Raw genomic sequence first — 22,254 nt, forward strand, 5'->3', positions numbered from 1 at the left:
TAAATTTTTTGTTTTTATATTGTTTTATTCTTTTATTTTACAATAAATCCTTTTTATTACTTTATTTCATTTTGCATCAGATAAAAAAATAATGACCACATAGCCTTTATGAGGCCAATGTGGTCATATTCATGCCCAATATGGTTACAATACGCTCCTATACAAATCCTGCCTTACATCATGCCGCCCATGCCGCCCATGGGATTGGCGGGAGCTTCTTTTTCGGGCTTCTCGGATACCAGGGTTTCGGTGGTCAGGATCATGGCAGCGATAGAAGCAGCGTTTTGCAGAGCAGACCGGGTTACTTTAGCCGGGTCTACAATGCCGGCAGCAATCATATCTACATACTGCTCGGTCATAGCGTTGAAGCCGACGCCTTTAGCAGCAGCCCTTACTTTTTCAACTACCACGGAACCTTCCAGGCCGGCGTTGTTGGCAATTTGACGGAGAGGTTCTTCCAGGGCACGCTTCACAATATCCACGCCGGTCTTGGCGTCGCCCTCGGCTTGCACGGCATCCAGGCTGTCAATGATGTCTACATAAGCGGTACCGCCGCCGGGTACAATACCTTCTTCCACTGCAGCCCGGGTTGCGTTGAGAGCATCGTCAATGCGCAACTTCTTCTCTTTCATTTCTACCTCAGTGGCTGCGCCAACCTGGATAACAGCTACGCCGCCGGCCAGTTTAGCCAGACGCTCTTGCAGTTTTTCACGGTCAAAATCGGAAGTGGTTTCTTCAATTTGTTTCTTAATTTGAGCGATGCGGGATTCGATTTTAGCCTGATCGCCGGCGCCGCCAACAATAATGGTTTCTTCTTTCTTAACACGAACCTGACGAGCGGTACCCAGCATATCCAGGGTAGCTTTGTCCAGCTTGAGGCCCACTTCTTCGGTGATTACAGTACCGCCGGTCAGGATAGCGATATCTTCCAGCATAGCCTTGCGGCGATCGCCAAAGCCGGGGGCTTTAACAGCAACTACATTCAGGGTGCCACGCAGTTTGTTCAGCACCAGGGTAGCCAGTGCTTCGCCTTCCAGGTCTTCGCAGATCAGCAGCACAGGCTTGTTGCCGGTTTGTACAATTTTCTCCAGCAGAGGCAGGATTTCCTGAACAGAGGAAACCTTTTTGTCAGTAATGATAATATAGGGATCAGACAGCGCAGCTTCCATTTTATCGGTATCGGTGATCATATAGGGGGAGATATAGCCCCGGTCAAAGTTCATACCTTCTACCACTTCCAGAGTGGTGCCGATACCCTGGGATTCTTCAACAGTGATAACGCCGTCTTTACCTACTTTTTCCATGGCTTCGGCAATCAGGTTGCCGATGGACTCATCGTTGGCAGAAATGGTAGCCACTTGAGCAATGGCTTCTTTGCTTTCAATGGGTTTAGCCATAGCTTTAATTTCTTCTACAGCCTTTTCTACGGCCTTTTCAATACCCCGTTTAATAATCATGGGGTTAGCACCGGCAGCAACGTTTTTCAGGCCCTCCCGTACTAAAGCCTGGGCCAGTACGGTGGCTGTGGTGGTACCGTCGCCGGCCACATCGTTGGTTTTAGTGGCAACTTCTTTTACCAGTTGGGCGCCCATGTTTTCAAAATGGTCAGCCAACTCAATTTCCCGGGCAATGGTTACACCGTCATTGGTAATGGTAGGTGCACCGAATTTTTTGTCGATAACTACGTTGCGTCCCTTGGGGCCAAGGGTTACTTTAACAGCTTCGGCCAGTGCGTTAACGCCTCTCTCCAACGCTTTGCGAGCATCCTCGCGGAAAATAATTTCTTTAGCCAAGGTTCACGACCTCCTTTGATATCAGAACTAATAACGGATAAAAATTTTAGGTGTTAATTTATTCAATGACGGCAAGAATATCCATTTCGCGCAGAATTAAATATTCTTCTTCATCAATCTTAACTTCATTTCCGGCATACTTGGAGAAAAACACCTTGTCGCCAACTTTCAGGTCGATCGCGGCACGCTGACCGTTTTCCAGCAGACGGCCGGGACCTACAGCGATAACTTCACCCTGTTGGGGCTTCTCCTTGGCAGTATCCGGCAGAACAATGCCACTCTTGGTCTTTTCTTCCTGGGGCAGCGCCTTAACAACTACCCTGTCGCCTAATGGTTTAATCACAAAAAACCCTCCTTTTAAATATATTAAGGTTTTTTAATATACGTGGCTGGTTTGTTAGCACTCATTAATATTGAGTGCTAACACCCAGTAAATATAATACAGAACAAGAAAATTAAAAGCAAACACCCGGGCAACAGAATATAACGGTTTAACTGTGCCAAAATCCAAATTAAGGGTATTTATCTTTTAATTTCTCCTTCTACATTACATTTACAGGGTTTGTTAAATTGTCTGCCACCCAATCATTATTGTTGCCATTTTGCTGGATTTTTTATGCAACAAAAATTAAATTTTCCTAAAAATTTCGGTCGTGGGCCCAGACAAATTAGGCCGGAAAGTCCCGTAGATACGGCTCCGCCGGCAAACTAAACAAATCTTCGGGCTGTCGGCAACAAACTTATATTAGGGCTGACCGCACTCGCCGCCTCTGCCGCTGAGTATTTCCAGGCCATGGGGCAGCACCGGCAACACCACCGCCAGGCATTCTCTGACACCTTTTACGCTGCCAGGCAAGTTGATAATTAAGGTGCTTCCCCTGATGCCGCTTACCGCCCGGGATAACATGGCCTTAGGGGTTTTCGCCAGGCTGGCCGCCCGGATAGCTTCGGCAATGCCCGGCACCTGGCGGTCAATTACCGCCAGGGTGGCTTCGGGAGTATGATCCCTCGGCCCCAGGCCGGTACCGCCGGTGGTAAGAACCAGGTCTAACCGGTGGACGTCGGCAAATTCAATTAGTGTATCTTGAATGATTTGCGGGTCATCCGGCACCAGGCGGTATTGCTCCACCGTACCAAGAGATGCTGCCATTTCCCGGATAACAGCCCCGCTGGTGTCTTCCCGCAATCCCTGGGAACCTTTGTCACTCATGGTTATAATTCCGATTTTATACATCTTTTTCACCTCTTGACTTGATCAAATCTTCACATGACAGATTGGCTGGGTTACAATATAGTAAAGTTCAGGGCGTTTGACAGGGGGTTGAAAGATGGTTTGGCAAATTAACAAAGCAACTCAAAAGATCGTTCGCATTAAGGGCGATAAAGCTTTTGTTACAGAAGATGTGGTGGCCCGGGAAGTACCCGTTACTCTGTTTCTTAACGGCAAAGAATTTGTCACAATGGTTTGCTCCCCCCAGGCTTTAGAAGAATTGGCCGTCGGCTTTTTATGCTCAGAAGGTTTGCTGCAGTCACCGGAAGAGCTTGAAAGCATTACCGTTGATGAGGAAAAGGGCCTGATCACCGTCCAGGCCCCCGGCTGCGATGCCGAGTCCAAATTTCTCAAAAGAAATATCACTTCCTGCTGCGGCCGGGGCCGTCCGGTGTTTTATTTTGTCAATGATGCCAAAAGCATGAATAAAGTAACCGGCGTCCTGCTGGTAACCCCCGGACAGGTATGGGATTTATCCGACCGGTTGGAGCAAATGTCCGTGCTGTTTAAAGAAACCGGCGGCGTGCACAACGCTGCCCTGTGCGCCCCCACCGAAGTAATTTTGTTTTATGAAGACGTAGGGCGTCACAATGCGGTAGATAAAATCTTTGGCCGGGCTTTTTTAAACCGCATCCCCCTGCATGATAAAATATTGGTTTTCAGCGGCCGGGTTTCTGCGGAAATTGTTATTAAAGCAGGCAAGATGGGCCTGCCTGTCATCGTATCCCGCTCCGCCCCCACCGACCTGGGCCTGGCCATGGCAGAAAAGCTGGGCATCACAGTGGTTGGATTTGCTAAAAGCGAGCGTATGAATGTGTATACTTATCCTGCCAGAATCCTGGGTTAAACTCAGGTACCGGTTACCTGAGCAGAGTATCGACAAACATTAACTGTGGTTTTTTGATCCCCTTTAGCCCCGGTCTACGCACCGACAGCACGATGATTCGCTATGACCGGTGCTGCGATAAGTGGCCGGCAGGGGATCACCAAACCACCTTGACTTTACTTTGTCAGACCTGACTCAAGTGCCGGGCACCGAGTCATCAAGTTGCTCTGAAGCTGTCCTGGAAAATTTCCGCCAGCGCCTGTTCTAACCTGCTGCGGAAAACACCGTAGCATGCCAGCAGCCGGTTGCCGTCCGTCGTTAGGGTGGCCCCGCCGCCGGCATCTCCCCCCACCTGGGTTTCTACCAGTTTAATGCCCCAGTTTTTCTCAGCAGTTTTAATTTTACCCCAGGCAGCCCGGTAGGACATACCCATGCTGCGGGCTGCCTGGGAAATGGAACCATATTCTTTAACATTCATTAACAGGTAATAAAGGCCATCCCCAAAATTGGTGCCGCCGCTCTCCAGCCAAACTTTACATCCCGGCTGGAACAGCTCTGCCAGGGGACGGCTTTTTTTTTCGCCATCCGTTCGTTTACTCATCCGCTAAATCCCCTGGCGATACATAATTTCACCGCAGTTTCGCAAATCATAACCGCCCAGGGCGGTCACCTGACGCTTAAATTCCGGTGTGGCCAGTACTTCCAGCAGGCGTTTGATATACGGGGTGTCCCAGTACTCGCCGGGAATGCAGAGGTCGTAGCGCTCTTCCACCACCGGCACAAAGTCCAGCCCCAGGGCATTGGCGGCCGCCAAAATACCCAGCCCGGCGTCCGCCGAGCCGCTGGCCACCGCTGCTGCTACCGCCATGTGGGTATACTCCTCCCGGTTATAGCCGTAAATGCTGTCCGGCTGAATACCCAGCTGTTTAAGACGGTAATCCAGCAAAATGCGGGTACCGGCTCCCCGCTGGCGGTTAATAAAGCGAATACCCTCCCGGGCCAAATCTGCCAACCCTTTGATATTTAAAGGATTTCCTTTAGCTACCAGCAAGCCCTGCTGCCGGTAAACCAGGTTGAGCAGGATCACCGGGCGGTCGCCTAACAACCGCTGCACATAGCTAATGTTATATTCCCCGGTATCTTCATCCAGCAAGTGGGTACCGGCACAATGGCATTCGCCCCGTTTGATGGCCGCCAGGCCGCCCAGGCTGCCCACGTTGGCACTGGCCAGGCCGGCGTCCGGGAACTTGCGCCGCAGGTGATTGGCCAACACATCCAGAGCCATATCGTGGCTGCCGATAACCACGGTGGTTTGACGCACTTCCGCCAGCGGCCGCATTAGCTCAACGGTTACGGTTTCGCCGGCCCGGTAACCTTCCGACAGGCGGGGTATCCGCAACATACCGTCTGCCCTGACCAGTGACATAATTACCCCGGCCCCCCGGGAAATAGGGGTTGCAATTATTTTTTCTCCCACTTGTCCCAGTTTAACCCGGACAAATTCCTCCACGCCCATGGGCGAAGGCATTTTGCGGGAGATTATGGCTTCGGTTGTGGCGGGTGCCGGCGGCACTAAGCCCAGTTTTTTATACACCAGAGGCTGCACAAACAGCTCCATCACCAGGTAGGCAGATACCGGGTACCCGGGCACCCCGATGACCGGCTTGCCCTTCACTTCCCCGAGAATAACCGGCTTGCCCGGCTTAATGGCCGCCCCATGGGTTAGCACGGTGCCTAACTCCCTGATCAACTGGGCCGTATAATCCTCCCGCCCGGCGGAAGAACCGGCATTAATCACCACTATATCTGCCTGTTCAACCGCATGCAGGAGGGAATTCTGCAGGCTGTCCCAATTATCTTCGGTAATGGGCCAGCGCAGGGGCTCGCCCCCCCAGCTGCGCACCATGGCACCCAATACCCGGGTGTTGTACTCCACAATATCGCCCGGTTTTAAATCTGTACCCGGCTGAACCAGTTCGGTACCGGTGGGCAACAGGGCCACCCGGGGCCGGGGATAAACTTTCACGCCGGTAACCCCGCCCGCCAGCATGCCGCCAATATCCATCGGGCGGATCCGGTGATTGGCCGGCAAAATCATTTCGGTGGCTACCACATCCTCCCCGATGGCCCGCACATGCTGCCAGGGTGCTGCCGCTGAGGTTATTTCAAACAAGTCGTCTTCCACAAAATGAACATCCTCAATCATTATCACCGCATCACAGCCGGGCGGCATGGGATCGCCGGTATCCACCACCTGGGCCCTCGGGCCCAACCGAATTTGCTTGGGTGATGCTTCCGAAGCACCAAAGGTAAGAGAAGAATCCACCGCAATGCCGTCCATGGCGGAAGCATTGTAATGGGGGGAAGAGTGGCGGGCAAAGACCGGTTCTGCCGTAACCCGGCCCAGAGCGTCCTCTGCCGGCACTTCTTCCGGCACCCCGGGCACCAGGTAACCAATGGCTTCCAGGTGTTCCAGCAGGCCCGCCAGAGCCGCTTCCCAGGGGCGGTCATCCAGGTAAACATCTCGTTTATTTCTCATGATCATGTCTCCTGTTTTAAATATTATTTTCTTGCCCTAAAACAGCCACACATCAACCAGTTCGCCAGCCTCTACTCCTTCTTTGGTCAGGGGCAGATGAGCTACGCCGTCCGCCTTAACCATTGTGCTGATCAGCCCGGATTTGCCCATAACCGGATCAGCCAGCAGGCTGCCATCGGCCTGGCGGCGCAGGGTTACCCGCAGAAAATCGTCCCGGCCGGTGGCCGAATGAATATTGCGGGTGATCGCGGCCCGCAGGGGAAACTTCTGGCGCGGCCGCAGCAAACCGGCAGATTCAACCAGCGGCCGCACCAGCAGGTCGAATACCACCATGGCAGAAACCGGGTGTCCGGGCAGGCCAAACAGCGGTTTACCTTCCACCACCGCCCCGATGGTAGGTTTGCCGGGTTTAATGGCTATTCCATGAAACAGCACCCCCGGGTTGCCCAGGGCGGCAATAACTTTTGCTGTGGCATCCCGGGTGCCCACAGAGCTGCCGCCGGAAATCAGCACCAGATCATTTGCCGCCAGCGCCCTTGCTACAGCCTGGTAAAGAGATTGAAAATCATCTTCAATAATGCCATACAGGGTGGGTAGGCCGCCGGCTTCAGCCACCTGGCCGTAAAGGGTGTATGAATTGATATCCCTCACCTTGCCGGGTGTGGTAGGCTGGGTAGGGGGAATTAATTCATTGCCGGTGGACAATATGCCCACCCGCAGCGGCTCCCTGACAGGTACCCGGGTTACCCCCACCGCCGCCAGCAAGCCCAAATCCTGGGGCCGCAAACGATGGCCTGCCGTCAGCACCAGACTCCCCGCCGCCACATCTTCACCCCGCCGCACCACATGATCGCCCGGCGCCACCGGCTTGGTTACGCCAATGGTGCGCTGGTCCAACTCCTCAGTGTATTCCACCATCACCACCGCATCGGCACCCGCCGGCAACATGCCGCCGGTGGGAATCAGCCAGGCTTGTCCGGGTTGCAGGGTGCCGTCGGCAGCCTGACCCATCAGCACTTCGCCACCCACATCCAGGTAGGCCGGCAGTGATTCGCTGGCACCAAAAGTGTCACACGCCCTTACGGCATAACCATCCATGGTGGAGCGGTCAAATCCGGGCACATCGTCCCGGGCCGTGATATCCCGGGCCAAGATGCGGTTCAAGCTGTCCAGCAGCGGCACAACGGTTTCCTTGGTTCGCACAGTCAAATGATCCGCTAATGTTGTACGGGCCTGCTGTACTGTCAGTACATTGAATAACTCCAAAACAACCCCTCCGCTCAAAAGCAGCCCAGTTCACAGGCCTTAATCTTAATCTTCAATTCATTACAAAGATCCCCCACCACTCTGGGGTGAACTTGCAATGCAGCGGCAATTTGCCGGGCCATCGTACAAGAAATCTTACCTTCTGAGGCCTTTTCCTGCAGCAGCTTAATGATTTTTTCCTTTTGCTCAGCCATAGACTTCTCCCCTCCAAGATTTCTTTCAGGATGTCGCAAAACCGGGCCGGTGGCTTTTTATCTCCCGTCCCACCTCAGGCGCGGGAGAAGCCGTTACCGGGGTGCCATTGGTGCCACCTTACAGTTTTTATTGACAAGCTGAAACATCTTTTTTGTGTTATTATTACATTACATTGTCTAAATATCCTGCCTGTTCCAGTGACTGTTATGTATTTTTTTGCATAACGGTAATAAAAATAAACAAAGGGGCGTTAAACGTTGATTATTGGTTTATCTGACACAGCTTACAGCTACCTGGGCACTGTTCAGGATATTATCTGGTTGTTTTATCCCGGCGCCCGGTTTTCCACCGCCGCTGAAGGAGATTTGACCATTCAACTCATCTTAAATGACCAGGACGGTAACCTCTGGGCCGAAGCACAACTTTTTTCCTCCGGTATGGCCGTGGCTCACCGGGAAACCGGCCAGCCGTGGCTGCCCGGCGAGAAGCAAAACGAATTAAAAAGACTGGCCCGCCTGGCGGTTTATCGCCTGCTGGTTTCCTACAGCGGCCGCCGGCCCTCTCCCTGGGGCATTATGACCGGTATCCGGCCCACCAAGGTAGTGCACCGGTTGTTTGACCTGGGGTGGCCGGCCACGGATATTGAGCGTTACCTGGCAGAAAAGTATGCCCTGGCACAAGAAAAAGCCGCTTTAATTACCGCCATTGCCAAAACACAACGCCCTTATTTATTGTCCGGCACGTCGGCCGCCCGGCTGGTTAGCGTTTATATCGGTATCCCTTTTTGTCCTACCCGCTGCCTGTACTGTTCTTTTCCTTCTTATTCCATCAAGCAGCACCGCACCCTGGTGGAACCCTTTTTAAATGCCCTGCTGAAAGAAATCCGGGAGGTGGGAGAAGCCCTGCAGGCCCGGGGGTTGCACGTGCAAACCGTTTATCTGGGCGGCGGTACCCCCACCAGTCTGGGGGTGGATCAATTGAGCAGCCTGTTGGCGTCTGTCAACCGGTATTTACGCACAGACGAAACGGTGGAAATAACGGTGGAAGGGGGCCGTCCGGATACCCTGACCCGGGAAGTTTTAGCAGTGCTGGCCCAACAGGGGGTTACCAGACTCAGCATCAATCCCCAAAGCATGCAACAGCACACCTTGGACGCCATAGGGCGTTCCCATACGGTTGAAGACATTTACCGGGCTACGGAGGAAGCCCGCCATTACAAATTTAACACCGTCAATATGGACATTATTATCGGCCTGCCGGGGGAAACGGTGCAGGATGTGGCACACACCATGCGTCACCTGCGGCAGCTTAAACCGGAAAATCTGACAGTACATGCCCTGGCCTTGAAAAGAGCCTCTCACCTGAAACAGCGGCTGGCTGAGTTTTCTCTTACAGATGCCGCCCAGGCCGCCGCCATGTGGGAAGAAGCCGCCCGGGCAGCACAAGGCATGGGTTTGCAGCCCTACTATATGTACCGCCAGAAACAAATGGTGGGTAATTTAGAAAATATAGGTTATACCCTGCCGGGTCATGCCTGTATTTATAACATTCAGATGATAGAGGAGAGGCAAACCGTTATTGGTTTGGGCGTGGGGGCTGGTTCTAAGTGGGTAAATCCTTTGACCCACAGCCTGGTCAACCAGTATAATGCCAAAGAACCCCGTCAGTATGTGGAGCGGTTAGATGAATACCTGAGCCGCAAAATCAACCGGATTAAACAGCCGGTTGCGCCACAACCCTAAGCGGCTGTTATCAGCCGGCCGGCGGCTCAGGCCGGCAAACAAGCACTCCCTTTTCAGTAATTACCATGTGTACCGGCTGATCATGGGGGCCCAGGCAGGATGATAAGCAGCCGCTTAACTGAAGCTGGTAAGCCAGCCCCACTGCTCTGGCATCCGGCCTTAAGCGCGGCAAAAAACGGTCATAGTAACCGCCACCGTAACCCAGGCGGTTGCCCCGGGCATCAAAGGCAACCCCTGGCACAAGCACCAGGTCCAGCTCCTGTACCGGCACCGGCCGGATGCTGCCGGGGGCCGGTTGCCGGATGCCGTAAGGCCCCGGTACAAGATCCTGTGGAAAGTTTTCCAGCAGCGAGGGCAGCATGGTTTTATCCTGCCGGTTTACTACCGGTACGGCCAGTCGTTTGCCGGCTTGCAGGGCGTGGGTAATGAGCAGTTCGGTGGCCACTTCGCTGCGGTAATCTAAATATGCCATAACGGTTCGGGCTGTTTGATAACACGGCAGGGCCAGCAATTGTTCTGTGATGCGCCTGCTTTTGTCTTGTCTGGCCTGTTCCGTCAGGCTGCTGCGGGCAGCCAGCATTTGTTTTCTAAGGGTATTTTTATCCATCTCGTTTCCTCTTAAGAAAACTTCCCCCACAGGGAGGTTCAGGGTGTCGACAAACATTACCGGTAGTTTATGATCCCCTTTGGCTCCGGTCTACGCACCGGCAGGGGATCATAAAACCATCTCGCTTTGTTTTACAACCTTTGTCTACAGTCTGAACCTCCCCACAGGGGGTTTTTATTACATCCGGTAAACTTCGTCCCCCGGCACAATACGAACCCCGTTCTGTTGCAGCACTTTGATGGCTTCGTCCACTTGTTCCACCCGGAAGACAATTAAAGCGGCGGTGGTAGTTTGAGTAACAAAGGCATAGAGATATTCAATATTGATGCCCACCTTATCCAGGTGACGCAGGATACTGCTTAAACCGCCGGGCTGGTCGGTTACTTCCACCGCAATAACATCGGTGGTGCTGACGGTAAATCCCGCCTCCTTTAAAATCTGGTAGGCCTGCTGGGGTTTGTTGACTATCAAGCGGAGAATGCCGAAGTCGGTGGTGTCGGCAATTGACAGGGCACGAATATTAATATCGTTTTCTCCCAGCACTTCGGTCACTTTGGCCAGGCGGCCTTTCTTGTTTTCCAAAAAAATGGATATTTGCTGTACTCGCACTAATACAACCTCCTTTGTTTCACGTTATAATTCCCGCTTATCAATCACCCTTTTCGCTTTTCCTTCACTTCTCGGCAGCGATTTGGGTTCCACTAATTTAATTTTAGCAGAAATCCCCAAGACACTTAAGATGCGTTCCCGCAATCTTCTTTCCAAAACTTCCAAACCGGCCACCTTATCTGAAAACATTTTGTCAGATAATTCCACTTGAATTTCCAGGTCATCCATGGCTGCCTTGCGGTCAACCACCAACAGGTAATGGGGTTCTGTTTCGCCAAACTCCAGCAGTACGCTTTCGATTTGTGACGGAAAAACGTTGACACCCCGGATAATCAACATGTCATCGGTGCGGCCGGTTATTCTTTCCATCCGCAGGTGGGTGCGGCCGCAGGCGCATTTTTCCGGGTAAAGGGCGGAAATATCCCTGGTCCGGTAACGGATGACCGGGAATCCTTCTTTGGTTAGCGTGGTGAATACCAGCTCACCCTTCTGCCCGTAGGGGAGGGGTTGTTCAGTTTCCGGATCAATGATTTCCGGAATAAAGTGATCTTCAAAAATATGAAGGCCGTTTTTGCAGGGGCACTCCATTGCCACACCGGGCCCCAGCACTTCGCTTAAGCCGTATATGTCATGGGCGGTAATGCCCAGTTTGTCTTCCAGTTGTGCCCGCATGTTGTTGGACCAAGGTTCCGCGCCAAAAATTCCTGCCTTTAACCGCAGGCTGCCGGGGTCAATACCCTGTGCATGTAATTCATCCGCCAGGTACATGGCATAGGAAGGGGTACAGGCTAATATGGTGGTGCCGAAATCCTGCATCAGCATCAGCTGGCGGGCGGTATTGCCGCCGGAAATAGGCACAATGGCAGCACCCAGCCGTTCCGCACCGTAATGAATACCCAGACCGCCGGTAAACAAGCCGTACCCATAAGCATTTTGCACCACATCCTCTCTGGTGCCGCCGGCCATGGTCAGGCACCTGGCCACCAGGTCCGCCCAGGTATCCAGGTCTTTTTTCGTGTAACCAACCACAATGGGTTTGCCGGTGGTGCCGGAAGAAGCGTGCATGCGCACAATCTCACTGCGGGGTACCGCAAATAAACCAAAGGGATAAGTATCCCGCAGGTCTTTTTTCGTGGTGAACGGTAAATGTTTTAAGTCCTCCAGGCTTTTAATGTCGCCGGGTGTGATGCCCTTCGCCTGAAAGGCTTGCCGGTAAAAAGGTACCGCCGTATATACCCTTTCCACCAGCAGTTTTAGTCTTTTTATTTGAATCTCAGCCAGTTGATCGCGAGACATTGTTTCATGATAAACATCCCAGTAAGCAGACACATTGTCCACCTCCATATTAATTTATTTATTTTTAGTTTGGTCAAAAAAACCAACCCGCTTCCCGAAGCCATTTCACCCCCTTAAAAAACTAAAAACTCCGTCCCCGACAGGGACGGAGCATTACTCCGCGGTACCACCCTGGTTGGCCATGCAGGCCCACCTCACAGGTACAGGAAAGCCGGCGGCAAATAAAAAACTCCATCCACCAAGGGACGGAGGTATTTCCGTGGTACCACCCTAATTGCGTAATGCCACTCTGCCGGTACGGGATATTTCCGATACCTTTCCCTTTTAACGGCGGGAACTCCGGCTGCACCTACTGACCTTTCAGCACAGCAACTCCGGAGGGAACTTCAGTCAACCGTCCTTGAAGAAACTTCCAGTCGCGGTTTCTTCTCCCTGGCAAGGCCTGCTTTGACCTACTTTTCTCCATCATCGAATTGCCCTATACTTTAAAAATAACTTACCACAGTTACCGGCAGCAGTCAATATTTTTTTACAATTAGACTGCCGCATCCTGCTGCCGGCTGTCAATATTTAAACACCTTATTTAAACAACCTGCTACAATTTGTTCGGTGGCCGGCAGTGGCTATTCACAAGGAAATGTCTTGTTATACAAGTTATTAACAGACTTATCCACATTGTCCACAGGGTTTCTTCCACAGAACAGTGGATAAGTCGGTAAAACAAGCTGATCAGAGGGTCGACGAACATTATCGCCGGTTTATGATCCCCTTTGGCTCCGGTCTGCGCACCGACAGGGAATCATAAAACCACCTCCCTTTGTTTTACAACTTTTGTCTACGGTCTGGATGATTTAGGTTAAGTTGTCTTAATATTTATCCTGTCCCAAAGTCAGTGAAGGCACCGCATTTAAGGTCAACGGGGCAAAATCACCCCGCAGGTATTTGTAATAGCCGGCACAGGCAATCATGGCTGCGTTATCGGTACACAAATGCAGCGGCGGCAGCACTACCCGGCAGCCTGCCGCCGCTGCCCTTGCCTGCAGCAGCTCCCGCAGTCCCCGGTTAGCTGCTACACCGCCCGCCAGCATAATGGTCTTGACCCCGGTTTTTTGCGCTGCCAGCATGGTTTTTTCCACCAGCACTTCCACCACGGCCCGCTGGAAGCCGGCGGCTAAATCCGCCCGGTTAATCTCCTGGTTGAGCATGGCCGCCCGGTTGAGATAGTTCAATACAGCAGATTTTAGCCCGCTGAAACTAAAATCCAGGCTGCCTTCCTCCAAAAAGGCCAGGGGAAACTGCACCGCCCGGGGGTCACCCTGTTGGGCCAGTTGATCAATCAGCGGCCCCCCGGGATAGTCCAACCCCAAGGCCCGCGCCACCTTGTCAAAGGCTTCGCCGGCGGCATCATCCCTGGTACGGCCCAACAGCCGGTAGTCACCCCGGTGGGGCAGGTACACCAGGTCTGAATGGCCTCCCGATACCACCAGGCAAAGCAAGGGAAACTCCAAATCCGGCCGGACTAAAAAATTAGCGGCAATATGCCCTTCCAGGTGGTTAACGCCAATTAAGGGGATATCCAACGCATAAGCCATGGCTTTAGCTGCTGCCACCCCCACCAACAGCGCTCCCACCAGGCCGGGCCCGTAAGTAACCGCCACCGCACTGAGCTCCCCGGGGGTCACCCCGGCCTGGGCCAGTGCTTCCAGGATAACCGGGTGAAGGTTCTCCAAATGCTTACGGGAAGCAACTTCCGGCACTACGCCGCCGAATTTTTTATGTATGTCCACTTGCGAAGCAATTACATTGGATCGCAACTCCACCCCGTCCGCCAGCACTGCCGCTGATGTTTCATCACAAGAAGTTTCTATGCCCAGAATTATTACACTCATGAAAAAATCCTCCATTGGGGGGACGGAGTTAAGAACTGTCCCCGACTTGAATTGAAAGATCCAGCCACATAATAATGGCGTCCTCGTTGGTATCCGAGTAATATTTTTTACGCCGGCCTTTTTCCTGGAAGCCCAGCTTTTTATAAAGCTGCCGGGCCGCCTGATTGGAAGGCCGCACCTCCAGGGTCATGCGGGCAGCTCCCCGCAGCACTGCTTGGCGCATCAGCTCCATAAGCAGTCCTTCCCCCACCCGGTGCCCTCTGTGTTGGGGATGCACGGCAATGTTGGTAATGTGTGCTTCATCCAGCACCAGCCACATGCCGCCATAGCCCACCACCCGGTCCTGGTGCAGGGCCACCAGGTAATAGGCAAAATTGTTTTGGGTTAATTCGTATGTGAAGGCCTGACTTGACCAGGGGGTAGCAAAGGAGGCTCTTTCTATCTCCAACACCCCCGGCAAATGCTCCACCTGCATTGGCACCAGCCGGTAATCCATAGCAGCCACCTACTTCCCGCCCTTGGCCGCCAGCTTAACCTCCGCCTCGGACAACCTGATATATTCCGGTGCCAGCTGCAGGGGCGGCACGCCGCCGCCGCTCATCATTTTGCGCCAACCCAATTCTGCCAGCGCGCCTCCTCTGGGCAGCATGGCACAGCGGGGTGCCATCACGGCACGCCGGCCCAGACAAGTCTCCAGTTGCTGCCGGTATTCCGGTACGGCGTCACCCAGAAAGGTTACCGGCCCTTCCCATTGTTGTAAAAGCTGCACCAATTCTTCAATACCCAGGGCCAGGGGGCCGGCCAGCAGCTCCGGTTGGCCGGCATTGCCTCTGAAAACAGCGGCATAAACTTCATTTTTACGGGCATTCAGGATAGGACAGATAATTTGCGCCTGGGATGCCAGCGGCAGGGCCAGTGCCTCCAGGGTGGATACTCCCACCAGCGGCACCTGCCAGAGCCAGGCCAAGGTTTTGGCGGTGGTCAAACCGATTCTTAATCCGGTAAAGGAGCCCGGCCCGGATGATACTGCCACAGCCCCGATCTGCCCGGCGCTTATGCCCGCTTCTTCAATAACTGCTTTAATCATGGGCAGCAGGTTTACCGAATGGGTGCGGCGATTATTTACCAGCCGCTCCGCCAGGATGCAGCCATCCGCCGCCACCGCCACCCCGGCCACCGGAGTGGCTGCTTCAATCCCCAAAACGTACAAGCTTCATCAACTCCTCCAGCAACTGCTGATAGCGTTCGCCCTTTGGCCGGAAGTAAATCCGGCGCACTGCCTCAACACCTTCTTCTCTCGTCAAACAAATATCCAGGCGCTGCCCGGGTAAAAGATCGGCAACCCGCCGGGCCCATTCAATCAAACAGACACCCTGACCGTAAAAATACTCCTCATAACCCAGGTCCTCCAGGTCGGCCGGCCCGCCTAACCGGTATACATCAAAATGATAAAGGGGCAGCCGCCCTTCATATTCGTTAATTAAGGTAAAGGTGGGGCTGGTAACCGGCCCCTTGACCCCCAAACCCTCGGCCACGCCCTGGGAAAAGGCGGTTTTCCCTGCCCCCAGGTCACCGTTCAGGCATATGATATCCCCGGCTTGCAAAAGCCCCGCCATTTTTTGGCCCAGCTGCCTTGTTTCAGCCGGGGAGCGGCTGACAACCATTGCTTCACTCATAAAAAATCACCCGCCCTTGTTATAGTATTGCCGGCAGCGGCAGTTTTTCATTAGCCGGCGGGGCTGCCGGCAAAATGATTATATCCCCTCATGTTGATCATCTCCCTGACGCCGTTGGGCCTTTCCAACAACAGTCCCTCGCCGGCCGGCAGCATAACACCGATGGCCGTAAAAGGAACAGCCGCCCGCTGCAACGCTTCCTCCACCGCCCGGCGGTGCTTTGGCCGCAGGGTAAACAACAGTTCGTAGTCTTCGCCGCCGTTCATCACCCAATCCAGGATATCAGTGCCCAGCCGGCCGGCCAGCCGGCTAACTGCCGGCAATACCGGCAACGCCTTTTGCCAAATTAAGCAGCCCGTTGAGCTGGCTGAGCAAATTTCCCTTAATTCAGCCGCCAGCCCGTCGCTGTTATCGTCCAGGGCTGATACCCCTTCCAGGCCGGCCAGCAGAACCCCCGCCGCCACCCGGGGCACCGGCCGCAGGTGGGCTTTAATCAGCTGTTCTTTTAAAGACGGTGAGCAGTTCACTTGATGGGACAGCACATAAAGGCCGGCGGCCGCAGTACCCAGCCGGCCGGTAGTATAAATCAGGTCCCCCGGTGCGGCTCCCGAACGGTACACCGCCCGGCCCGCCGGCACTTCTCCCAGCAGGGCAATATTAATTACCAGCGGGCCGGGGGATTTGACCGTATCTCCCCCCACCAGGTTGACTTGATAAAGGCCGGCCATTTCCCGCAGCCCACGGTAAATGGCCAGCACATCCGCCACCTGGATATGTTCAGGCAGGGCCAGCGATACCACGCCGTGGGTGGGCCTGCCCCCCATGGCAGCAATATCGCTGATATTGACCGCCAGGGCTTTATACCCTACATCGGCATAATCACACCAGTCCAACCGGAAGTGGATGCCTTCCACCAGCATATCGGTGGTAAACAACTGCCAGCAGTCGCCGGCACACTGCAAAACCGCCGCATCATCCCCGATACCGGCAATTACACCGGGTGAAGCGGGAAGTAGATCTTTTTTTAACAGGTTTATCAAACCAAATTCGCCAACCTGTGAAAGATTCAACGCAGATAGCTCCTTTCCTGCCAAACTATGGTTATTATATAGCAAGACCCCTGTCTTTTAAAAGACAGGGGCCACACTGCAGACCAGGGAAAGTTTAGGTGGTTTTATTGTTCTAGCAGCCCGCCGACGCTTTACCCAAATACTGCCCGACAATTTTCATAGCGCAATAATCACCGCACATAGTGCAGGCTTCATGGCCGTCCGGGTTGCGCTCCTGCCGGAAACGGGCTGCTTTCCGGGGATCCAGCGCCAGGGCTGTCTGCTTGTCCCAATCCAAGGCCTTGCGGGCAGCAGACATCTGCCGGTCCCACTCCAGGGCGCCGGGCACTCCCTTTGCGATATCAGCCGCATGGGCGGCCAGGCGGCAGGCCATAATGCCTTCCCGCACATCCTCCAGGGTTGGTAAGCCCAGGTGTTCCGCCGGTGTCACATAACAAAGAAAATCTGCCCCTGCCGCCGCAGCTACAGCCCCGCCGATTGCGGCGGTAATATGGTCGTAACCGGGGGCAATGTCGGTCACCAGGGGCCCCAGCACATAAAAGGGAGCCCCCTGGCAGAGGGTTTTTTGCACCTGGACGTTGGCGGCAATTTGGTCCAGCGGCACATGCCCCGGCCCCTCAACCATCACCTGCACTCCGGCGGCCCGGGCCCTGTCCGTCAGCTCGCCCAGGATAATCAGTTCCTGCAGTTGCGGCCGGTCGGTTGCGTCCGCCAGGCAACCGGGCCGCAGGCCGTCCCCCAAACTCAAGGTGACATCGTGTTTAAGGCAAATTTCCAGCAACCGGTCATACTGTTCATAAAGCGGGTTTTCCTGGCCGTGGTGCAGCATCCAGGCAGTTAAGAAGGAGCCGCCCCGGCTGACTATATCGGTAAGGCGGGGCTGGTTTTTCAGACGTTTGAGTACCTCTAAAGTAATACCGCAGTGAACGGTAATAAAGTCTGCCCCGTCCGCACAGTGCCTTTCAATTACCTCAAACAGGTCAGCCGCCGACATGGTTAACATATTGCCCCTTTTCGCCCGGTTCTCCAAAAAGGCCTGATAAACCGGCACCGTTCCCACCGGAAGGCGGCTGGCCCGGATAATTTGCCGGCGGCCCAGGTCAATATCACCGCCGGTACTCAGGTCCATCACCGCATCCGCGCCGGCTGACTGAACAACCTGCAGTTTTTCCAGCTCCCTGGCCGGATCCGGAAAGCCGGTGGAGGTTCCGATATTGGCATTGACCTTTGTTCTCAATCCCCGGCCAAAACCCACCGGATCCAGGTTCTGGTGATTAATGTTGGCCGGTATGACAATGGTTCCTGCCGCCACCCCTTGCCGTACAAACTCAGGCGTTACCCCTTCCTTTTCAGCCACCCGGCGCATGGCCGGGGTAATTTCGCCTGCCCTGGCCGCTAACAGTTGTGTCATGGTTTTCAACCTCCCATAGAAAATAAAAAAACCCATAGGAATTATGGGTTTGGTTAATAAACGGCTTCCCACATTCCCTTCGCTGGTACTAACCAGATCAGGTTCAAAGGGTCAAGCACATCATCGGGTGCTTATCTCAGCCCGCCTCACCGGGCCCCCCCATTGGTTTATCCTGTTCATATAAAGTTGTCATACACCCAGGTATTCTATGCAGCCCGAAAAAAACCTGCTAAAATTTTATGCCCGCCGCAAATAATTTTTTCAGGCAAAGCTTTCGGCACAGGATTGCTGATAACAGTTTAAGCGGCCGGCAAAATCCTGCAGCAGTTTTTTTACCTCCCCCAAGTCAAAGGGTTTGCTCATGCATAAGTAAGCCCCCTTTTGCAAAGCAACGGCAGCGGTTTCCTCCGCCCCGTAAGCTGTCATAATCACCACCGCTGTACCGGGAGCCATTTTTGTTATTTTCGTCAGGGCTTCCAGGCCTCCCATAATAGGCATCCGTACGTCCATAAAAACTAAATCCGGCTTATGAAGCCGCACCTTCTCAATGGCTTCTAAACCGTTTTGTGCGGATTGAACCCGGTGGCCCGCTTCTAAGGCAATTATCTCCAGCAGATAACGTACCCCCACCTGGTCATCCACAACTAATACATCGAGTGTTTTTTTCACAGTTCTACTCCTCTCGACATATTGTGACAAAATGGCAAGTCATACACATTTTACCATTTAGGCACTTATTAGATTCGACGGAAGTCTGTTAAATCCTTTCAGCAAAAAACACTTTTTATGAAAATTTTCACTTTTTTCCAATAACCTGGCAACCGTTTACAAAAACCATCTCAATCCGGTGGTTGGGGTCGAACAGGGAGCGGTCAGCAACTATTATGTCGGCATCTTTGCCCGCTTCCAGGGACCCCACCCGCTGCCGGATACCCAGCAGTCCGGCGGCATCAACGGTAATGGCCTTTAAGGCCGTTTCCTCCGGCAGCCCTCCCTTGACTGCCAAGGCTGCAGAAAGACTGAGATATTGTATCGGCACCACCGGGTGGTCGGTCATCAGGGCAAAGGGGACGCCGGCCTGACATAAAGCCAGGGCGGTTTCCAGGCTGCGGTTCATTAATTCCACTTTGGCCCGGTTGCTGATAACAGGCCCCACCACTGCCTTAACTCCGGCCGCTGCCAGCCAGGGGGCAATCAGATGTCCCTCGGTGCAGTGTTCCACCACCAAGTCCAGGTCAAATTCCCGGGCTATACGCACAGCGGTCATAATATCATCCGCCCGGTGGGCATGCACCCGCAGGGGAACTTCTTTCTTAAGCACCCTGACCACCGCTTCCATTTGCAAATCACGTTCCGGTATATTTCCCTCCGCCGCTGCCCGTTTCTGTTTAACCAGGTAATTTTGTGCCGCCACCAGGGTTTCTCTCAACAGGGCCGCCGAGGCCATGCGGGTGGCGGGCATTTTTTTACCGCTGCCATAAACCCGCTTGGGGTTTTCGCCCAGGGCACATTTAAGACCGGCCGGAAAGCGGATGATCATGTCATCCACCACCGTACCGTGAGTCTTCATAACCACCATTTCGCCGCCCACCACATTGGCACTGCCGGGCCCGGTGACAACCGTGGTAACCCCGCCGGCCAGGGCATCTTGAAAACCAAGGTCATACGGATTTACCGCATCAATGGCCCGCAGGTGGGGGGTCACCGGGTTGCTGGTTTCGTTGGTGTCATCTCCTTCCAGGCGGTAAATTTCTTCCATAATGCCCACATGAGTATGGGCATCAATTAAACCGGGCAGCACCAGTTTGCCTGTTGCATCAAACACTTCGATATCATCGGGCAGGGGCAGCTGCCGGCCTACCTGTACAATTTTGCTGCCTTCCACCAAAACAGTGCCGCGACTGATGGGCGGCCCCGCCATGGTAAACACTGTTCCGTTAATAATGGCAAACATCGTCTTCCTCCTGTCAGTTAACCGGTTCGTTTATTCATCGCGGCCTGCACAAAACTTTTAAATAAAGCCAGGATACGGGCATCCTGGTACATACATTCGGGATGGCACTGTACCCCCACCACATAGGTGTGCCTGTTACTTTCTAATCCTTCCACAATTCCGTCAGCAGACCGGGCGGTAACCTGGAAGCCTTCGGCCACCCGGTTTACCGCCTGATGATGAAAGGAGTTAACCACCATACTGTCGCCCCAGGCAGCTGCCAACCGGCTGCCCGCCTGTATTTGAATGGTATGGGTACCGTACCGGCGGGGTGCCTGCTGGTCATGTTTTAATGGCTGCTGCACAGCTAAACTGATATCCTGCCAGAGGGTACCGCCGGCAGCCACATTAAGCAGCTGGATACCGCGGCAAATGGCCAGCACAGGCAGGTCCCGGGCCAGCGCCAGCCGGGTAAGGGCCAGTTCAAAACGATCCCGGTCCGGGCAAATATCCCCCATCAGGGGATGAGGTTGTTCACCAAACAACAGGGGATCCACATCTACCCCGCCGGATAACAGCAGGCCGTCCACCGCCGCCACAATTTCTTCTGCCTGCTCCTCAGCCAGGATACAGGGCAGCACTAAAGGCAATCCACCGGCAGCCTGCACCGCCTCTACATAATACCTGCTCAAAAACGTGCGACCGCTTTCCCGGTCGTAGGAACTGGTAATACCGATTACCGGCCTCATCGACATGCACTCCTTAAGAAAAATACACCCCTCTTGGGAGTGTATGCAAAATGCGCCTAAATTTCTACCAATCCCAGGCTGATTTCTACCGCCCGGTTTACTTTGTTCATTAATTCTTCATTCAATGATGAAACTTTTTCAAATAACCTGCTCTTGTCAATGGTTCTTAATTGTTCCAAAAGAATAACCGAATCCTTTTCCAGCCCGGTAGCCTTGGCTTGGATTTCCACATGGGTGGGGAGCTTTGCTTTGGCAATCTGGGAGGTAATAGCCGCAATAATGGTGGTGGGACTATACTGGTTGCCAATATCATTTTGCAGAATTAATACCGGTCTGATGCCTCCCTGTTCTGAGCCGACCACCGGGCTAAGATCGGCATAAAATACATCGCCGCGCCGAACCTGCATGAAGCCTTATCCCTCCGCTTTGGCCAGCTCATAACCCGGGGAGAAATTCTCAATCCGCTGATACTCAACGGCCAGAGCCAGATTTAATTTTGCCATTTCCAAATAGCCCTTTTTCATTTGTTCTCTTAAGATGCGACGTTTACGCTCAGCAATATAAAGTTTCATGGCTTCCCGGATAAATTCGCTGCGATTTAGTCTTTCTTCCTCGACGATATTGTCCACTTCCGCCAGCAGACTGTCGGGTAGGCTGATCATGATTCGTTTAACTTGAGCCTGAGACACCTACCGGACCTCCTTGTTCAATACATTTTGATATATGATAAATATATACCCAGAACGGGCAAAATTATGTCAGGTAATTATCCGGTGCATCTTTGGCCGCACCCGGCCCCCGATCCAAACAGATTTTACCCGTACGCACCATTTCTACTATGCCATGCTCCCGCAGCATACCGCAGAGGGCGTCAATTTTTTCTTCCGTGCCGGTCAGTTCAATAACCATGGTTTCGCTGTTGACATCCACCACATTGGCTCGAAAAATATCTACAATATTAACAATATCCGCCCGCCGGCCGGGGTCGTTAGCCCTTACTTTGATGAGCGCCAGCTCCCGGCTGATGGAATCCGCAGCGGCCAACTCATGGATTTTAATAACATCCACCAGCTTGCTCAGCTGTTTTACCACCTGATAAAGGATGTTTTCATCCCCCTGCACCACCAGGGTAATGCGCGTAATATTGGGATCCTCGGTATACCCTGCGGCAATACTCTCAATATTGAACATGCGACGGCTGAGCAAACCGGAAATTCTGGCTAAAACCCCTGGCTTGTTTAATACCAGTACGGCTAAACTGTGTCTCATGTTAAACTCCCCTTAGTAACGGGCTACTCCCTAAGGCAGCACCTCATGTTCAGAGTGTCGGCAAGGTTGGGCAGGCAGCCACACCAGGCTAACACTAGGTTATGGTTTTCTGCA

At 53.4% G+C, this 22,254-nt stretch carries 24 protein-coding genes, 1 riboswitch and 1 other annotated feature; of the genes, 2 read left to right on the plus strand and 22 right to left on the minus strand.

Going from position 1 to position 22,254, the window contains the following annotated elements; translation table 11 throughout:
- Positions 1-173 precede the first annotated feature (173 nt).
- From groL to DESHY_RS06165, 3 genes are all read right to left on the minus strand, one after another.
- Positions 174-1,793, minus strand: a complete 1,620-nt coding sequence (groL, locus tag DESHY_RS06155; RefSeq protein WP_008411268.1) for a chaperonin GroEL — start codon at positions 1,791-1,793, stop codon at positions 174-176.
- A gap of 58 nt (positions 1,794-1,851) precedes the next feature.
- Positions 1,852-2,136, minus strand: a complete 285-nt coding sequence (gene groES / locus DESHY_RS06160; protein ID WP_008411269.1) for a co-chaperone GroES — start codon at positions 2,134-2,136, stop codon at positions 1,852-1,854.
- Positions 2,137-2,538: 402 nt separating this feature from the next.
- Positions 2,539-3,027: a MogA/MoaB family molybdenum cofactor biosynthesis protein gene (locus DESHY_RS06165; protein ID WP_008411270.1), complete on the minus strand. Its 489-nt coding sequence runs from the start codon at positions 3,025-3,027 to the stop codon at positions 2,539-2,541.
- Between the two features lie 94 nt (positions 3,028-3,121).
- On the opposite strand from DESHY_RS06165, the gene fdhD reads away from it, so the two are divergent.
- Positions 3,122-3,910, plus strand: a complete 789-nt coding sequence (gene fdhD, locus DESHY_RS06170; RefSeq protein WP_008411271.1) for a formate dehydrogenase accessory sulfurtransferase FdhD — start codon at positions 3,122-3,124, stop codon at positions 3,908-3,910.
- Between the two features lie 196 nt (positions 3,911-4,106).
- Here the strand turns inward: fdhD and DESHY_RS06175 are convergent, their stop codons facing one another.
- Genes DESHY_RS06175 through DESHY_RS06190 form a run of 4 tightly spaced genes read right to left on the minus strand, consistent with a single transcriptional unit; the run spans position 4,107 to position 7,888 of the window.
- Positions 4,107-4,490: a winged helix-turn-helix domain-containing protein gene (locus DESHY_RS06175; protein WP_008411272.1), complete on the minus strand. Its 384-nt coding sequence runs from the start codon at positions 4,488-4,490 to the stop codon at positions 4,107-4,109.
- Between the two features lie 3 nt (positions 4,491-4,493).
- Positions 4,494-6,428, minus strand: a complete 1,935-nt coding sequence (locus tag DESHY_RS06180; RefSeq protein WP_008411273.1) for a molybdopterin biosynthesis protein — start codon at positions 6,426-6,428, stop codon at positions 4,494-4,496.
- 36 nt (positions 6,429-6,464) lie between these two features.
- Complete coding sequence (locus DESHY_RS06185) at positions 6,465-7,694, minus strand: molybdopterin molybdotransferase MoeA (protein ID WP_048817932.1); 1,230 nt, start codon at positions 7,692-7,694, stop codon at positions 6,465-6,467.
- A gap of 14 nt (positions 7,695-7,708) precedes the next feature.
- Positions 7,709-7,888: a hypothetical protein gene (locus DESHY_RS06190; protein WP_008411275.1), complete on the minus strand. Its 180-nt coding sequence runs from the start codon at positions 7,886-7,888 to the stop codon at positions 7,709-7,711.
- A gap of 258 nt (positions 7,889-8,146) precedes the next feature.
- On the opposite strand from DESHY_RS06190, the gene hemZ reads away from it, so the two are divergent.
- Complete coding sequence (gene hemZ, locus DESHY_RS06195; RefSeq protein ID WP_008411276.1) at positions 8,147-9,631, plus strand: coproporphyrinogen dehydrogenase HemZ; 1,485 nt, start codon at positions 8,147-8,149, stop codon at positions 9,629-9,631.
- Between the two features lie 10 nt (positions 9,632-9,641).
- On the opposite strand, the gene DESHY_RS06200 is transcribed toward hemZ, so the two are convergent.
- The 15 genes from DESHY_RS06200 to ilvN form a co-directional block, all read right to left on the minus strand.
- Positions 9,642-10,238 (minus strand): 5-formyltetrahydrofolate cyclo-ligase, encoded by a 597-nt coding sequence (locus tag DESHY_RS06200; protein ID WP_008411277.1) that lies wholly within the window; start codon positions 10,236-10,238, stop codon positions 9,642-9,644.
- Positions 10,239-10,415: 177 nt separating this feature from the next.
- Positions 10,416-10,847, minus strand: a complete 432-nt coding sequence (locus tag DESHY_RS06205) for an ACT domain-containing protein (RefSeq protein WP_008411278.1) — start codon at positions 10,845-10,847, stop codon at positions 10,416-10,418.
- A 24-nt stretch (positions 10,848-10,871) separates the two neighbouring features.
- Complete coding sequence (locus DESHY_RS06210) at positions 10,872-12,176, minus strand: phenylacetate--CoA ligase family protein (protein ID WP_008411280.1); 1,305 nt, start codon at positions 12,174-12,176, stop codon at positions 10,872-10,874.
- A gap of 205 nt (positions 12,177-12,381) precedes the next feature.
- Positions 12,382-12,621: a binding site (T-box leader), on the minus strand.
- Positions 12,622-13,009: 388 nt separating this feature from the next.
- Entirely contained in the window at positions 13,010-14,032 is a 1,023-nt protein-coding gene (gene tsaD / locus DESHY_RS06215; RefSeq protein ID WP_008411282.1) for a tRNA (adenosine(37)-N6)-threonylcarbamoyltransferase complex transferase subunit TsaD, read from the minus strand.
- Positions 14,033-14,060: 28 nt separating this feature from the next.
- Positions 14,061-14,528, minus strand: coding sequence for a ribosomal protein S18-alanine N-acetyltransferase (gene rimI / locus DESHY_RS06220; protein ID WP_048817948.1), 468 nt, complete (start codon positions 14,526-14,528; stop codon positions 14,061-14,063).
- Between the two features lie 9 nt (positions 14,529-14,537).
- Positions 14,538-15,242, minus strand: coding sequence for a tRNA (adenosine(37)-N6)-threonylcarbamoyltransferase complex dimerization subunit type 1 TsaB (tsaB, locus tag DESHY_RS06225; RefSeq protein WP_008411284.1), 705 nt, complete (start codon positions 15,240-15,242; stop codon positions 14,538-14,540).
- Positions 15,223-15,708 (minus strand): tRNA (adenosine(37)-N6)-threonylcarbamoyltransferase complex ATPase subunit type 1 TsaE, encoded by a 486-nt coding sequence (gene tsaE / locus DESHY_RS06230; RefSeq protein ID WP_008411286.1) that lies wholly within the window; start codon positions 15,706-15,708, stop codon positions 15,223-15,225. The genes tsaB and tsaE overlap by 20 nt, the downstream gene beginning before the upstream one ends.
- Before the next feature lie 50 nt (positions 15,709-15,758).
- The gene (gene thiL, locus DESHY_RS06235) at positions 15,759-16,778 is read right to left on the minus strand and encodes a thiamine-phosphate kinase (protein WP_008411287.1); all 1,020 of its coding nucleotides are present in this window, start codon (positions 16,776-16,778) and stop codon (positions 15,759-15,761) included.
- Between the two features lie 112 nt (positions 16,779-16,890).
- Complete coding sequence (gene thiC, locus DESHY_RS06240; protein WP_008411289.1) at positions 16,891-18,189, minus strand: phosphomethylpyrimidine synthase ThiC; 1,299 nt, start codon at positions 18,187-18,189, stop codon at positions 16,891-16,893.
- Between the two features lie 57 nt (positions 18,190-18,246).
- A riboswitch (TPP riboswitch) is annotated at positions 18,247-18,360 on the minus strand.
- A 90-nt stretch (positions 18,361-18,450) separates the two neighbouring features.
- On the minus strand, positions 18,451-18,858 hold the full coding sequence (locus DESHY_RS06245) for a response regulator (RefSeq protein WP_008411290.1): 408 nt from the start codon (positions 18,856-18,858) through the stop codon (positions 18,451-18,453).
- Between the two features lie 127 nt (positions 18,859-18,985).
- Positions 18,986-20,143, minus strand: coding sequence for an amidohydrolase (locus DESHY_RS06250; RefSeq protein ID WP_008411293.1), 1,158 nt, complete (start codon positions 20,141-20,143; stop codon positions 18,986-18,988).
- 17 nt (positions 20,144-20,160) lie between these two features.
- Entirely contained in the window at positions 20,161-20,871 is a 711-nt protein-coding gene (locus DESHY_RS06255) for a gamma-glutamyl-gamma-aminobutyrate hydrolase family protein (protein WP_008411295.1), read from the minus strand.
- Positions 20,872-20,927: 56 nt separating this feature from the next.
- A complete protein-coding gene (locus DESHY_RS06260) occupies positions 20,928-21,278 on the minus strand; it encodes a type II toxin-antitoxin system PemK/MazF family toxin (RefSeq protein WP_008411296.1) in 351 nt (116 codons plus the stop codon).
- Between the two features lie 6 nt (positions 21,279-21,284).
- Complete coding sequence (locus DESHY_RS06265) at positions 21,285-21,560, minus strand: CopG family ribbon-helix-helix protein (RefSeq protein ID WP_008411298.1); 276 nt, start codon at positions 21,558-21,560, stop codon at positions 21,285-21,287.
- Positions 21,561-21,624: 64 nt separating this feature from the next.
- Positions 21,625-22,140: an acetolactate synthase small subunit gene (ilvN, locus tag DESHY_RS06270; protein WP_008411300.1), complete on the minus strand. Its 516-nt coding sequence runs from the start codon at positions 22,138-22,140 to the stop codon at positions 21,625-21,627.
- Positions 22,141-22,254 lie beyond the last annotated feature (114 nt).

The organism is Desulforamulus hydrothermalis Lam5 = DSM 18033 (assembly GCF_000315365.1).
Lineage (GTDB): Bacteria > Bacillota > Desulfotomaculia > Desulfotomaculales > Desulfotomaculaceae > Desulfotomaculum > Desulfotomaculum hydrothermale.

Coding starts and splice junctions, on each gene's coding strand:
- DESHY_RS06260 (WP_008411296.1), bottom strand. CDS start 21,278: ATGCAGGTTCGGCGCGGCGATGTATTTTATGCCGATCTTAGCCCGGTG.
- tsaE (WP_008411286.1), bottom strand. CDS start 15,708: ATGAGTGAAGCAATGGTTGTCAGCCGCTCCCCGGCTGAAACAAGGCAG.
- fdhD (WP_008411271.1), top strand. CDS start 3,122: ATGGTTTGGCAAATTAACAAAGCAACTCAAAAGATCGTTCGCATTAAG.
- DESHY_RS06175 (WP_008411272.1), bottom strand. CDS start 4,490: ATGAGTAAACGAACGGATGGCGAAAAAAAAAGCCGTCCCCTGGCAGAG.
- DESHY_RS06180 (WP_008411273.1), bottom strand. CDS start 6,428: ATGAGAAATAAACGAGATGTTTACCTGGATGACCGCCCCTGGGAAGCG.
- DESHY_RS06250 (WP_008411293.1), bottom strand. CDS start 20,143: ATGTTTGCCATTATTAACGGAACAGTGTTTACCATGGCGGGGCCGCCC.
- DESHY_RS06255 (WP_008411295.1), bottom strand. CDS start 20,871: ATGAGGCCGGTAATCGGTATTACCAGTTCCTACGACCGGGAAAGCGGT.
- DESHY_RS06190 (WP_008411275.1), bottom strand. CDS start 7,888: ATGGCTGAGCAAAAGGAAAAAATCATTAAGCTGCTGCAGGAAAAGGCC.
- DESHY_RS06200 (WP_008411277.1), bottom strand. CDS start 10,238: ATGGATAAAAATACCCTTAGAAAACAAATGCTGGCTGCCCGCAGCAGC.
- rimI (WP_048817948.1), bottom strand. CDS start 14,528: ATGGATTACCGGCTGGTGCCAATGCAGGTGGAGCATTTGCCGGGGGTG.
- DESHY_RS06165 (WP_008411270.1), bottom strand. CDS start 3,027: ATGTATAAAATCGGAATTATAACCATGAGTGACAAAGGTTCCCAGGGA.
- tsaD (WP_008411282.1), bottom strand. CDS start 14,032: ATGAGTGTAATAATTCTGGGCATAGAAACTTCTTGTGATGAAACATCA.
- ilvN (WP_008411300.1), bottom strand. CDS start 22,140: ATGAGACACAGTTTAGCCGTACTGGTATTAAACAAGCCAGGGGTTTTA.
- thiC (WP_008411289.1), bottom strand. CDS start 18,189: ATGACACAACTGTTAGCGGCCAGGGCAGGCGAAATTACCCCGGCCATG.